Source organism: Flavobacterium sp. YO12 (genome assembly GCF_004119495.1).
In the GTDB taxonomy this organism is placed as follows: Bacteria; Bacteroidota; Bacteroidia; order Flavobacteriales; family Flavobacteriaceae; genus Flavobacterium.
This window is the reverse complement of the sequence record NZ_NRQU01000039.1, coordinates 1-14,501: the sequence shown is the minus strand read 5'-3', so window position 1 is coordinate 14,501 and position 14,501 is coordinate 1. Positions and strand designations below refer to the sequence as shown.

At 35.3% G+C, this 14,501-nt stretch carries 10 protein-coding genes; 7 read left to right on the top strand and 3 right to left on the bottom strand.

Features of this window, described 5'->3' with window-relative positions:
• Positions 1–9 precede the first annotated feature (9 nt).
• The 6 genes from BOW55_RS13395 (at position 10) to BOW55_RS13370 (ending at position 12,059) form a co-directional block, all read left to right on the top strand.
• Positions 10–1,509, top strand: coding sequence for a RagB/SusD family nutrient uptake outer membrane protein (locus BOW55_RS13395; RefSeq protein ID WP_129024526.1), 1,500 nt, complete (start codon positions 10–12; stop codon positions 1,507–1,509).
• A gap of 189 nt (positions 1,510–1,698) precedes the next feature.
• Positions 1,699–3,699 (top strand): trehalase family glycosidase, encoded by a 2,001-nt coding sequence (locus BOW55_RS13390; protein ID WP_129024525.1) that lies wholly within the window; start codon positions 1,699–1,701, stop codon positions 3,697–3,699.
• A 38-nt stretch (positions 3,700–3,737) separates the two neighbouring features.
• Positions 3,738–5,870: a beta-galactosidase gene (locus BOW55_RS13385; RefSeq protein ID WP_129024524.1), complete on the top strand. Its 2,133-nt coding sequence runs from the start codon at positions 3,738–3,740 to the stop codon at positions 5,868–5,870.
• A 141-nt stretch (positions 5,871–6,011) separates the two neighbouring features.
• Positions 6,012–8,309: an aminotransferase class III-fold pyridoxal phosphate-dependent enzyme gene (locus BOW55_RS13380; protein ID WP_129024523.1), complete on the top strand. Its 2,298-nt coding sequence runs from the start codon at positions 6,012–6,014 to the stop codon at positions 8,307–8,309.
• A 266-nt stretch (positions 8,310–8,575) separates the two neighbouring features.
• Positions 8,576–11,527 (top strand): FAD-binding and (Fe-S)-binding domain-containing protein, encoded by a 2,952-nt coding sequence (locus BOW55_RS13375; RefSeq protein ID WP_129024522.1) that lies wholly within the window; start codon positions 8,576–8,578, stop codon positions 11,525–11,527.
• A gap of 109 nt (positions 11,528–11,636) precedes the next feature.
• Complete coding sequence (locus BOW55_RS13370) at positions 11,637–12,059, top strand: MgtC/SapB family protein (protein ID WP_129024521.1); 423 nt, start codon at positions 11,637–11,639, stop codon at positions 12,057–12,059.
• A 34-nt stretch (positions 12,060–12,093) separates the two neighbouring features.
• Here BOW55_RS13370 and rclC read toward each other — a convergent pair whose 3' ends face one another.
• Together rclC and BOW55_RS13360 are read right to left on the bottom strand one after the other, a co-directional pair.
• On the bottom strand, positions 12,094–12,657 hold the full coding sequence (gene rclC / locus BOW55_RS13365; RefSeq protein ID WP_129024520.1) for a reactive chlorine resistance membrane protein RclC: 564 nt from the start codon (positions 12,655–12,657) through the stop codon (positions 12,094–12,096).
• Between the two features lie 62 nt (positions 12,658–12,719).
• Positions 12,720–13,571 (bottom strand): AraC family transcriptional regulator, encoded by an 852-nt coding sequence (locus BOW55_RS13360; RefSeq protein WP_129024519.1) that lies wholly within the window; start codon positions 13,569–13,571, stop codon positions 12,720–12,722.
• Positions 13,572–13,755: 184 nt separating this feature from the next.
• Here BOW55_RS13360 and BOW55_RS13355 point away from each other — a divergent pair, with 184 nt between their 5' ends.
• Positions 13,756–14,049 carry a GNAT family N-acetyltransferase gene (locus BOW55_RS13355; RefSeq protein ID WP_089053970.1) on the top strand — a complete coding sequence of 98 codons (294 nt, stop codon included), beginning with the start codon at positions 13,756–13,758 and terminating at the stop codon, positions 14,047–14,049.
• Between the two features lie 69 nt (positions 14,050–14,118).
• On the opposite strand, the gene BOW55_RS13350 is transcribed toward BOW55_RS13355, so the two are convergent.
• Positions 14,119–14,424 carry a hypothetical protein gene (locus BOW55_RS13350; protein WP_129024518.1) on the bottom strand — a complete coding sequence of 102 codons (306 nt, stop codon included), beginning with the start codon at positions 14,422–14,424 and terminating at the stop codon, positions 14,119–14,121.
• Positions 14,425–14,501: the final 77 nt, after the last annotated feature.

Genomic DNA, 14,501 nt, shown 5'->3' with positions numbered 1-14,501 from the left:
ACAAAAATCATGAACAAGATATTTTATTTATTATCCATCATAAGCTTATTCACTATTACAAGTTGTAGTGATTATCTAGACCAGCAATCTCCTGACCAGCTTACCTCGGGTAATTTCTGGAGAAATAAAGCTGATGCCGAATCTGCTTTGGCAGCAACCTATTCACAATTGGAAGCGGCTGTTGACGAATGGGCTTTCGCCGAAGTAAAATGGCCTGTTGAAGCGTATCGTGAAGACATTTGCGATTTAGGAAGCGACGCCTTAAACTACCAAAGCTGGGTTGAACTTTCGACATTTACTTATACAAATGGAAACCCGCAATTTGCAACCTATTGGAGACTTAACTACAGAGGAATCAGTAATGCGAATCAAGTTATCGATAAATTGCCGCAAGTTCCTGCAGCTAATTTAAACGATGCTGACAGAGCACAAATTGAAGCCGAAGCTCGTTTTTTACGTGCTTATTACCACATGAAACTGCTTCTAAACTGGGATCAGATTTACGTTAGAAAAAAATACATTACTAAAGAAAGCGATCTAAGCATTCCGTTATCAACACGTGCTGAAGCATGGGATTTTATTACAAGCGAACTTAAAGCTGCGGCAGCAGTACTTCCTGCAAAACAATCTACAGATAAAACTGGACGTGCAACAAGCGGTGCTGCAAACAGCTACCTTGGATTTGCTTATTTAACCAGAGCTTATGAAGAAACAGCTCAAAAACAAGCTTTCTTAAACGAATCTCTTACTGCACTTAACAAAGTACAAGGATATGAGTTAGTTAAAGATTACGTTTCTATGTTTGATGGTACTTCTAAAAATACCAGAGAATCAATATTCGAATTGCAGTTTACAGAAACAACAGCAAATGGTGCCTTTTATCGTAATGCCCTTCATTATTGGATGGCTGCAGCAGAATTAGGCGGATGGGACGAAATTTTGCCAAGTACTGTACTTATAAACGAATTTAAGAAAGAAGGAAAAACGGCAACTACAGGTAACTACGACACTCGTTTTTACAGTACTATTTTCTTTAAAGATCCTTATTTTAATGATCCAAGTAATCCGTTAGTATTAGGAACTACTTATGATGATAAATTTGGCGGTACTGACAAACCAGTATTCCGTAAATTTATTCCAAGTACACAGGAAAAAATGAATCAAGAATTTACTGCAATCAACGTTCCATTAATGAGATACTCAAACGTATTGTTGATGCAGGCCGAAGTATTAAACGAATTGGGTCGTACACCAGAAGCAATTCCGTACATCAACAAAGTGCGTAATAGAGCAGATATGCCAGCAATGACAGGAACAACTGCAAGCGCTGTAAAAGCTCAAATCGAGCACGAAAGAATTCTTGAATTTCCGTTGGAAAACTATCGTTTTTATGACTTACGTCGTTGGGGAAAAACAAAAGCTGCTCTTGATGCTGCAGGACGTACTGGGTTTGATGCTGCAAAAAACAACTTCTACCCTATTCCGATAACAGAATTACAAGCAAATTAATCCATTAAATAATTACAATTTTTAAAAGAATAGCCCTATATTTCTTGGGCTATTCTTTTTATCTAATAGCAAATTGCTGGAGATAGTATTTTATAAACCATTCTCCACAATATTATATTTATCGAAAAGCATCGACTCATATAAACAGCTGAAATAAAAACAAAAAACATTCAATAAAGACGAAATAACATGGGCAAAAGGCATACACTTTTTATTCTATCCTTCTTTTTTATCTTACAATCCAGCTCGGCGCAAAAAGGATTTCCAATTTTAGAATCCGCAAAAAACAGCTTAAATTATAAGGGAAATCCAGCGAATGCTACAGATCGTAACTCATTGGCTTTTTCTGATAAAGGCGCTTGGTTTGCATTCGGATTCTTGGATACACCAAATACGCAGGCAGGGTTTTCTGGTCCATTTTTAATGACAGAACAAAACGGAGTTTGGCTGAGTCCATCATTTGTTTCTTTACAGCTTACTGACGAAAGTAAAAACGAAGTCATTAACTGGAAAAACACTTTAGTAAATCAAAACAGTTACAACAGTCATTTAGAGCAGCAATTTCAGAACGAAAAAGTAAACGTAAAACAACAATTGGTTTATTTATCAGGTCATTCGGCACTTCAAAAAACAAGTATTACCAATAAAACAGGAAAAACGATAACACTTTATCCCTCTTATAATGCCTCTCTTTTTTTAAACGATTTAAAGTTATCCGATGAAAATAAAACTTTAAAAATAGTTTCATCAAAAAGTACAGCAATTGGATACATTCAGTTTTTAAACTCAAATCCTGCAATCGAAATTACAAAAGAAGGTTATAAAGCTCAAACTGAAAAACTGACTTTAAAACCTAATGAAACTAAAGATATTGTTGTTTCTCAAACCTATATTTTTCCACAGTATTCATGGCAGAAAGAAAAAGAAACAATCGCTAAAACAACATTTAACACACTGCTGAACAACACACAAAAAGAAAAAGAAAATCTATTGGTACAATTAATTGCTAAGAAAAAAGCGATTTACAAAGACAATATTTATTCTGATTTAATTGCAAAATTAGAATTGACATTACAAAACAATACCAGAATTGCGGCAGAAGGATTAAAACACGGAGGTCTTTTTCCAAGCTACAATTATGAATGGTTTCATGGATTTTGGGCATGGGACAGCTGGAAACATGCGGCAGCTGTGGCTAATTATGATACTGAATTGGCAAAAAACCAAATGCGTGCTTTATTTGATTATCAAGAACCAAACGGTTTTATTCCTGATTGCGTTTACAGAAATAATCTTATCGAAGAAAACAATTACCGCAACACAAAAGCGCCGCTTGCAGCGTGGGCAATTTGGCAGATTTATGAGAAGACAAAAGATGCAGCTTTCTTAAAAGAGTTTTATCCAAAGTTAAAACTATACCATAACTGGTGGTACAAAGAACGTGATCACGATCAAGATGGTTTATGCGAATTTGGCTCAACAGACGGAACTCTAATTGCAGGAAAATGGGAAAGCGGAATGGATAATGCAGTTCGTTTTGATGACAGTAAAATCTTGAAAAACGGAGAGAAAGCTTTTTCTTTAGATCAGGAAAGTGTCGATTTAAATTCATTCTTATATGCCGAAAAAAACTATTTAAGCAAAATGGCTCAGGTTTTAAAATTAACCAAAGAATCAAAAGACTGGCAAGACGCAAGCACAGCATTAAAAACTAAAATTCAAACACAATTCTGGGATGCTTCTACAGGTTGGTTTTACGACACAACAATCGATGGGAAATCGTTAATAAAGATTATGGGATGCGAGGGATATCTGCCAATTTGGGCAGAAGTTGCAACTCCAGAACAAACTAAATTAATAAAAGAAAACATGCTTAATCCTGCAATTTTTAACACATTTGTTCCATTGCCGACATTAGCAGCAAATCATCCGAAATTTAAACCTGAAGGCGGTTATTGGAGAGGACCAATCTGGCTGGATCAAAGTTATTTTGGCATCAACGGACTTGAAAAATACGGATACACAAACGAAGCAAACCAATTAGCGCATAAGCTTATTCATAACGCTGACGGTGTTCTAGACAAAGGTACTTCTATTAGAGAAAATTATCAGCCTCTAACCGGAAAAGGACTTGAAGCTTATAATTTCAGCTGGTCGGCAGCGCATTATTTAATGCTTATTTTGAACTAAAACTTAAAATTTATTATTGATTAACTATTAAATAAACCATGAACCAAAATATATCTCTTGCAAAATTTATTACTGCAGTAACATTTATTGCAGGCTGTCATTCGATACCTATTTTTGCTCAAAATAAAAAGGCAGTTTCTTCAGAAAAAAAAGATCCGCAGCGTTTTTTCTCAAAACCAGATTTAATGCAGATTGGCGTTTATTATTATCCTGAACAATGGCCAAGAGAACAATGGGAACGCGACCTCAAAAACATTAAAAAACTTGGTTTTGAATTTACGCATTTTGCTGAATTTGCCTGGACTTATATGGAACCGCAAGAGGGCGTTTATGACTTTAAATGGCTGGACTATGCTTTGGCTATAGCCGAAAAAGAAGGTTTAAAAGTAATTCTTTGTACGCCAACTCCAACTCCGCCGGCATGGATGGGAGAAAAATATCCTGAGATTTATTTAGTAGATGCAAACGGCCGCCGCAGAGAACACGGAAACAGAGCAAATGTGTCTATAACAAATGAAAAATACAGAGAATTTACAGATCAAATTGTTGCCGAATTAGGAAAAAGATACGGTAAGAATAAAAATATCATGGGCTGGCAAATCGACAATGAACCTCTTGGCACAGCAGATTTCAGTCCGTCGGCACGCAAAGCATTTCAAATTTGGCTTAAAGCCAAATACGGAACAATCGAAAAGTTAAACACAGAATGGGTTGGAAATTTCTGGAGCACACGTTACAATAACTTTGAACAGATTGTTTTACCAAACGCCGAAATGTATTTTGAAGATAAATTGAGTCCGCATGCCGTTTTAGATTTTAAAAGATTTACATCTGATGCTCAAGCTCAATACTTGAACAGACAAGCTGAAATACTTAGAAAATATGTTGATCCAAAACAATGGATTACCACAAACTTTACCAACGTAATTTATGACGCTGATCCAAGAAGTGCTGACAAAATGGATTTTATAACCTATACAATGTATCCTGTAAGCGGTCAAAATCCGTTAGGCGGCGATAGTTTTAGAATGGGCTCACCAAGCAAAATTTCAGAAGCAAATGATTATTACAGATCAATAACGGGCGTTACTGGTGTTATGGAATTGCAGCCTGGACAGGTAAACTGGGCAAGTATTAATCCGCAGTTACTTCCGGGAACTGTTCACATGTGGATTTCACAGGCTTTTGGCGGCGGCTGTTCTTTCACTTGTACGTACAGATACAGACATCCGCTTGGAAGCAGCGAAATGTATCATGACGGAATCGTTGGCACCGATGGCGTAACACTTACACAAGGCGGAAAAGAATTTGTACAATCTATCGAAGACATGAAACTGCTTCGTAAAGAATACAATCCGAAAACTGTAATACCGCAAGATATTGCGAAAAGAAAAACCGGCTTTTTATGGAGTCATGATAACCTTTGGGATTTAGAAAACCAGAAACAAACTAAATTCTGGAATACGTGGAAACACAGAAACACTTATACATCGGCTGTTAAATCAACTGGTGCGCCTATGGATTTTATTACTGAAGAGGCTAATTTTGATGATTATCCATTTATTGTAGCTCCGGCTTATCAGCTTGTTGATCAAAAACTAGTGGCAAAATGGCAAAAATATGTAGAGAACGGAGGAAATTTAATTCTAACTTGTCGTACGGGACAGAAAGACAGAAATGGTCATTTTTTCGAAGCAAATTGGAATGCTCCTATTGTTCCTTTAATTGGTGCTGATGTTGACTTTTTTGATATGCTGGTGGCTGATGTAAACGGAACCATCAAAGCAGGAAACAACAGTTACAAATGGAATACTTGGGCAGATGTTTTATCGCCTAAACAAGGAACAGAAGTTTTAGCCACTTATGACGATCAGTTTTACAAAGGCAAAGCTGCGGCGGTGACTCGAAAATTAGGTAAAGGAACCATCACTTATATTGGAGCAGAAAGCAACGATGGAAGTTTAGAGAGACAAATTGTACGCGATACGTATTCTCGCGCCAAAGTTGCGATTGAAAACTTACCAAAAGGCGTTTTTATAGAATGGAGAGATGGTTTTTATGTAGGTGTAAATTATACCAATGAGCCTATTAATCTACCTATTCCTCAAGGAAGTAAAATATTGGTCGGACAAAATCCTTTACAGCCTGCGCAAGCTGTGATTTGGAAGTAAAAGTTTGCCAAGATTAAGGTTTGCCACAAATTACACGAATTGCACGAATTTTTTCAAATAGAATACACACAATAATTAGTGTAAATTCGTGCAATTTGTGGCGAAAAATAAAACAAACAAAAACAATAAAATACAATACCAATGACTTTTTCAGAAGCAGCTATTCAAGACTTAGTAAAAGAACATTACGGACTAACCGTAACCGCAAAGGCATTAAATGGATATGATGAATTAAACTTTCTTTTATCGAATGACAAAAATGAAAAGTACATTCTAAAAGTATCAAATGAGAGTCACTCATTTCCTTTTTTAGAGGCGCAGGTGGAAATCATAAAACACTTAACGAGAAGCAATATCTCTGATTGTTTTCAGCATTTTTGCATTAACAAACAAGGCGATGAATTAACTAAAATAGTGCTTGACAACCATACTTATTATATACGAATTCTAAACTTTTTGAAAGGTACTTTTTGGGTTGATGAAAAAGCAAAAACGACCGAATTACATTATAATTTAGGTTCTTTTTTAGGGAATATGGACAATGCTTTAAAGGATTTTTCGCATCCTGCAATGCATCGCAATTACACTTGGGACATTAGTCATGCGAGTGAAGCTGGAGACAACTTAAAACACATTCTAAATCACGAAAAAAGACGTATTGCATGTTATTTTCTACTTCAATTTGACACAGAAGTTCTGCCTCAAATACATCGCTTAAGACATGCTTATATACATAACGATGCCAACGACTACAATGTATTAGTACAAGGTAATCGCATAAGTGGTTTGATTGATTTTGGCGATATGGTTTATACTGCTCTTGTCAATAATCTAGCCATTGCCTGTACTTATGCCATGCTCGATGAAAAAGATCCGCTTGCTGTTGCGGCATCAGTAGTTCAAGGATATCATAAAGCGTACGCACTTACAGAGCAGGAATTAGATTTATTGTATTATTTAATAGCTGGAAGACTTTGCATCAGCGTAACACAATCTGCTTACAATGCTTCGTTAGACAGCAATAATGAACATCATTTTATTACTGAAAAACCAGCTTGGAATTTATTGTATAAGTTAATTGAAATTAATCCAATCAAAGCACAAGATGCTTTTAGAAAAGCTTGCGGTTTTGAAGGGTTAATTAATGATAATGACTATAGCGATTTACTTGAAGTTCGTAAAAAGAAAATTGGTCGAAATCTAAGCATTGGTTATAAAGACAAATTAAAAATTGTTAAAGGCGCACTGCAATATTTATATGATGACAAAGGAAAAACCTTTGTAGATTGTGTAAACAATCCTTCGCATGTTGGACATTGCCACCCGGTTGTAGTTAGAAAAATGCAAAAACAAATTGCGACTTTAAATACCAATACACGTTATTTAAACGACGCGATAACAGAATATGCAGAAAAACTTACTGCTACATTACCTGAAAAACTAAGTGTTTGTTATTTTGTAAACTCTGGCAGCGAAGCAAATGATTTGGCTATTAGAATGAGCCGTCATTGTACCAAACAAAAAGATATAATTGTACTGGATCATGCGTATCACGGCACCTCAACTGTGGCAATGGAAATGAGTCCGTATAAATTTGACAGCAAAGGCGGTTCTGGTCAAATGCCGTGGATTCACAAAGCAATCAATCCTGATTTATATAGAGGTCCATTTAAATACGGCGATGCAAAAGCAGGCGAAAAATACGCTGCTGATGTACAACGAATTATCGAAGATTTAAAAAAGGAAGATAAAACACCTGCTGTATTTATTTGTGAAACTTTATTGGGAGTCGGCGGACAAATTCCGTTACCCGAAAACTATCTAAAAACAGCTTATGAATATGTAAGAGCTGCTGGCGGTGTTTGCATCGCCGATGAAGTTCAAGTAGGATTTGGAAGAATCGGAGATCATTTCTGGGGATTCGAATTGCAAAATGTTGTTCCAGATATTGTTGTTTTAGGAAAACCAATTGGAAACGGTCATCCGCTTGCAGCAGTAATTGTAACAGAGGAAATTGCAGATTCATTTAATAACGGTTTAGAGTATTTTAACACCTTTGGAGGAAATCCGGTCTCTATGACTACAGGATTAGCCGTTTTAGATGTTATTCAGGAAGAAGAAATGCAGCAGCATGCACTTGAAGTAGGAAATCATTTGATGAACGGTCTTAAAACTCTGATGGCAAAATATCCGATAATAAGCGATGTTCGAGGACACGGATTATTCATTGGCGCCGAAATGGTAAAAGACAGAACCTCAATGGAACCTGCCGTTCCTGAAATTGATATTATAGTCGAAAAAATGAAAGCAAATGGCTTTTTACTCAGTACAGACGGTCCTTTGCACAATGTTTTAAAAATAAAACCGCCTATGACATTCAGCAAACAAAATGCCGATGAAATGGTGCGTTTACTTGATATTGCATTAAGCGAATTGTAAAAAGTATTTAATACATAATCCAAACGTTTGAACACAATATTGTCATTTCGACCGAAGGGAGAAATCACACGCGGGATTCGACAAAGATTGGCGATTTTGATTGCGGCGTTTCTTGTGTGATTTCTCCCTTCGGTCGAAATGACAAAACTCTAATTGAGTTTCTGGATTATGTGTTAAAAAACAGCAAAAACAAACAAAAACTATTCCTGACTTCTTATCTGAATAATTTTGGATAAGGCAATCTTGTATATAATTACTGTATTAAAATGAATAACAATAATATCCTTTCCAAGAATTCTATTAATCTTGAAAGTTTAGAAAAGCAGCTAGAAGGTAAATTGTTCTACGATCATACCATGCGTCTGCTTTATGCTACTGATGCAAGCGCTTATAAAGAAATGCCTTTGGCCGTTGCGGTTCCAAAAACTAAAGAAGATATTCAAAAAATTATTGCTTTTGCAAGGGAAAACAAAAGCAGCATAATACCGCGTGCTGCTGGAACTTCACTTGCGGGTCAAGTGGTTGGAAACGGAATTATTGTTGATATTTCGCAGGAATTTACCAAAATCATTTCAGTTGATCCAATTGAAAAATCGGCTTGGGTAGAACCTGGAGTTATTCGTGATGAATTAAATCTTCATTTAAAATCGTATAAACTGTTCTTTGGACCAGAAACTTCTACCAGTAATCGCTGCATGATTGGCGGTATGGTTGGCAATAATGCCTGCGGTGCACGATCTGTTGTTTATGGTTCTACTCGTGAACATTTACTTGAAATTAAAGGCTTTCTGGCTGATGGCTGCGAGGTTACTTTTGGTGCTTTGACGAATGCCGAATTTGAAGACAAATGTAACGGAATTAATGTTGTAAGTTCTCTAGAACAAGCCATTTATCTTCAAGCTAAAGATCTTTTATCATCAGAAACTAACAGAATATTATTCGAGGATAATTTTCCTAAAAAAACAATCCCGAGAAGAAATACGGGTTACGCTTTAGATTTATTGGCAGATTCTATGCCTTTTGGAGATTCAGATGAAAAATTTAATTTTTGTAAATTAATTGCAGGTTCAGAGGGAACTTTGTTTTTTTCTACAGCGATAAAATTAAATTTAGTCGACGCTTTAAAACCCCACGCCGCTTTAGTCTGCATCCATTTTGAAAGCATCAATGAATCATTAAAAGCCAATATTGAAGCCTTAAAATTCAATCCTGACAGCATTGAATTAATCGATCATTATATTCTAGAATGTACAAAAGAAAACATTGAGCAAAGCAAAAATCGCTTTTTTGTAAAAGGTGATCCGCAAGCGATTTTAGCGGTCGAATTTTTACGTGATACTCAAGAAGAAATTGATAATGTTGCGATAGAAATGGAAGCTTTGATGCGTTCTAAAAATCTTGGCTATCATTTTCCAATAGTTTACGGAGAAGACACTAATAAAGTCTGGGCTTTAAGAAAAGCTGGATTAGGTTTATTGTCAAATATTCCTGGCGATGCCAAAGCTGTTGCTGTAATTGAGGATACGGCCGTTGATGTAAACGATTTACCCGATTTTATTGAAGATTTTAATGCCATTTTAAAAGAAAGAAATTTAAATTGTGTGCATTATGCTCACGCCGCAACGGGCGAATTGCACCTGCGCCCTATTATCGATTTAAAAACAAAAGAAGGCACGGCAATTTTTAGAACTATCGCCACAGACATTGCGCACTTAGTTAAAAAATACAAAGGTTCTCTGAGCGGCGAACACGGTGACGGAAGACTTCGCGGAGAATTTATCCCTTTGATGTTAGGCGAAGAAACATATCAAATGTTCGTTCAAATAAAAGAAGTTTGGGATCCTTGGGGTGTTTTTAATCCTGGTAAAATTGTAAATACACCGCCTATGGATACCAGTTTAAGATATACAGCTGGTCAAGAAACACCAATGCCTGAAACTTATTTTGATTTTTCTCAACATAACGGAATTTTGCGTGCAGCTGAAATGTGCAATGGTTCTGGAGACTGCAGAAAAACCGAAAAAAGCGGCGGTACAATGTGCCCAAGCTATATGGCAACTCGCGACGAAAAACACACTACACGTGCAAGGGCAAATATTTTAAGAGAAACGATAACGAATTCAAAAAAAGAAAACAAATTTGATGACGAAGGTCTTCTTGAGGTTCTCGATTTATGCTTAAGCTGTAAAGGCTGTAAATCTGAATGTCCGTCGAATGTTGATATGGCAAAACTAAAAGCCGAAACTTTGCAACAGTATCACGACAAAAGCGGCATTAAATTCCGTTCGAAATTGATTGGAAATACGCCCAAAATAAATCATTTGTTTGCAGCAACACCTTGGATTTACAATTTATCTACTAAGGGTGTTTTAGGAAATATTATCAAAAAAGCATCAGGTTTTGCTGTGGAGAGAAAATTGCCTTTAATGCATAAAATCACTTTCGCAAAATGGATGAAAAACTATACTCAAAAAGGAGATTTTACAAATGGCAAAGTGTATTTGTATAATGATGAATTTCTGAATTATTATGATGTTGAAATTGGTCAAACCGCTGTTAAACTTTTAAATCGGTTAGGTTATCAAGTCGAAATTCCGAAAATCGGCATCAGCGGAAGAACGTATCTTTCTAAAGGAATGCTGAAAGAAGCACGAGAAATAGCGGAAAAAAACATTCTATATTTTGAAAAAAGCATACCTCAAGACGGAATTTTAATTGGAATAGAGCCTTCGGGAATATTATCTTTCCGAGATGAATATCCCGATTTATGCCGCGGCGATTTAAAAGAAAAAGCAAAATTATTTGCTTCAAAAACCTTTTTAATCGAAGAATTTTTAGCCAAAGAATTAGACGAGGGTCGTGTTTCATCAGCCAGTTTTACGGATAAAACGGAACGTGTGCGTATGCATGGGCATTGTTTTCAAAAAGCTTTATCATCATTAGTGCCATTAAAGAAAATTTTAACGCTGCCAAGAAACTATACCGTTTTAAACATTCCGAGTGGCTGCTGTGGCATGGCAGGCTCTTTTGGTTATGAAAAAGAGCATTACGATATATCGATGAAAATAGGCGAACTAGTTTTGTTTCCAACAATCCGTTCAGAAGATCAAGCGACATTAATTTCGGCGTCAGGAACTAGCTGCAGGCATCAAATCGCAGATGGTACAGGTCGTAAAGCGCAGCATCCTGTAGAAATATTGTTTGAAGCATTAAAATAGATTCTTTTTAAACTCGTTGCCCATATTTATTTTTTAAATATCTTTATGTTAAGATAACAGCTTTTACAAGAAAATGAATCTTTTTTTAATGATCTAAAAAGTAATAATTTTGAGTACTACAGAATTTTTAACAAGACTTGCTGCCGCCACTTTAGCAGGATTAATTATAGGTTTTGAAAGACAATGGCATCATAAAGAAACTGGATTAAAAACGAATACATTGGTAGCAATAGGAGCTGCAACTTTTGTATTATTATCTATAAAAGTTGCGGGTACTGCCTTAAATGTTGATGTTACTCGTATTACGGCTCAGGTTGTTATGGGAGTTGGTTTTCTAGGTGCAGGAGTCATTTTTAGAGAAGGCGATAATGTACATGGTTTAAACTCGGCCGCTACAATTTGGTGCAGTGCCGCGATTGGCTGTATTGCCGCTTCTGGTTATTTTGCCGAAGCTTTAATTTGTACACTCACTGTAATTATCATAAACACCGCCACTGAACCAATCGAAAGATGGTTGAAAAACAGGAAGTAATAAGTTCTAATTGACTTGTTTCTGCTCTTTTTTCTTACTCTTTCAAAAGCTTTTTAGCAGAATCAGAAGCGACAATCAAACCGCCCGCCATCATAATAATATCTTTTACAACTAATCTACCAGCCCCTGATAAATAAGGAAAACCAAATTGCGGCGTTAGCATATCACCTCCCAAATTAGGAACCCAAGTTTCCGGAGTTGTAATTAAAAAAGTAAGAGTTACCAATGCCATACCTGCAGTAAGCAATCCGCCGATAAGTCCCAAACGATCGTTGAAAATACCTAAAAAAGTGAGTGAACCAATAATGACAATAACAGTTCCTAAAGCATACGAGAAACCATAAGTTCCGTTTAGATGATTCCATTCAATATTCTTTTGAACCATCTCCCCCTCTTTATTTTTATGTTCTTTATATTCTTGCGGATTATTATAAAAGAAACTCATTAAAGGGCTGTTGGCTACAAAAGGAACGATTCCGTCAGCCTCATATTGAAAAGCTTTAAGTCCGCCAATCCACACCATAACGATAAGAATAGCGATTCGCATAAAATTGATAAACTGCCCTTGTAATTTTGATAAAATGATTAAAATTTTCATAGTCTAAGTATTTAGACACAAAATTAAGAAGAGTCAATTTAGACCACAATGGACAAATATGGCTATTCTCTGGACAAATCTGCTACGATAGATATTCCAACATTTTCGCGAAAAGCTGTTGGCGTAATTCCAGTATGTTTTTTAAAATAACGACTAAAATAATTCTCATCATCAAAATTCAATTCAGCTGCTATTTCTTTCATACTCTTATAAGTCAGATGAATTAACTTTTTAGATTCAAGTATTACTCTTTCATGAATTAATGTCGAAGGTGTTTTTAAGAAATACTGCTTGCAGATCTTCGAAAAATTATTGGGCGAAATTCCCATTTTTGCAGCATAAAAAGAAGGCTGCCTTTCTTTTTGAAAATTATTTTCCAGCAGTTCCTTAAAATTCATCAGCGGATGATATGCATTCTTTTCTGCTTCGATACTATTATCTTTAGATTTAATTTTACTGCATAACGCCAAAATCAATTGTAAATAAGCTTTTACTACTGCTGCAGCATACGTATTCGAATCTTGAAGCTCGATTATCATTTTTCTCAAGATGAAATCAATTTCAGTATAGTCTTCTTGCTCAAGATTTATAAAAGTCTGCTGATAAATATTATTAAACAAAAGTCCATTGCAGGCGACTTCTTTTTTATGGTATTCAATACAATAAAAATCGCCGTGAAACTGCAGTTTCTTTACTTTAATCGGAGATTCAGATTCAAAATAAACCATTTGATATGGCGTTGAAAACAACACAATTTTACCTTCAAAAGAGTACTTTACTAAATCTACGCTTACTTTCCCACTGCCTTCAAAAAGAAATATAGTGTAGAGCGGCGAACTGCCTATACGGTTAATATCATCTGTAGTACATTCCTGAACTGAACAGCCTTTTTGATTATTTTCTTTATCTTTCATTGATGATTTATACTGCAAATTCTATTTGCTGTTTTAAGCAGTACTCAAAGTTAGAGTATTATTTTGGGGAACTGACTTTTAAAGAATAGATAAATCAATGCTGTTTTTTTTAAAATTTCTTGTCATAGATTAAGTCTACTAGGTTTTATACTTACTAATTTTACAATACTAAAAAAAAGCAATTATGGAATATACAGTTATAAACAACGAAAAAGACAAACGTTTTGAGATTCACGTAGATGGACATATGGCGTTTGAACAATACAAATTATTCGACGGCGGTATTGCCTATATCCATACTGAGGTTCCGCCAGAATTATCTGGACAAGGATTAGCGGCTTACATAGCAAAATATGTTTTGGATTACGCAGAAGAAAATCATCTTAAAGTAAAACCGTATTGTCCTTACATAAAAGCTTACATCGACAAACATCCAGAATATCAAGCTAATTCATTATTTCATAATAAAGAATTATAAAACTGATAAAACAAAAAAAAGACTACTCAAACCGAGTAGCTTTTTTTTTACATAACAGCTAAACGGCTTTTAAGCCATAAATAGTGCATGTTTATTATAATTGTACAAAACCTTATCATAAGGCACATAAAGTGACGTTATCTTCTCTGATGCTTCATTAAACTTGATTCCATTATGTTTTCTAAACAAGTAAATTTCTTTCAAGCAATTCGACAGACTTTGATGAATTGAAGTTGTAAAAGTTGGTAGTTTATTATCGCCTACTAATAAATCAATTTGATAATTAGAACTGCTTTTTGACAAGTTGTTACCAATAATTCTTATTGTAAAAGTAGTCGCTTTTCCGTGTTGTTCACCTTGATATTGTAATACCATAATTTTATAATTAAAAAGGTTATATGTTTTCTCTTTACTCTTATTTAAAGTTATGAAAAAATGACTGTTTTAAAAAT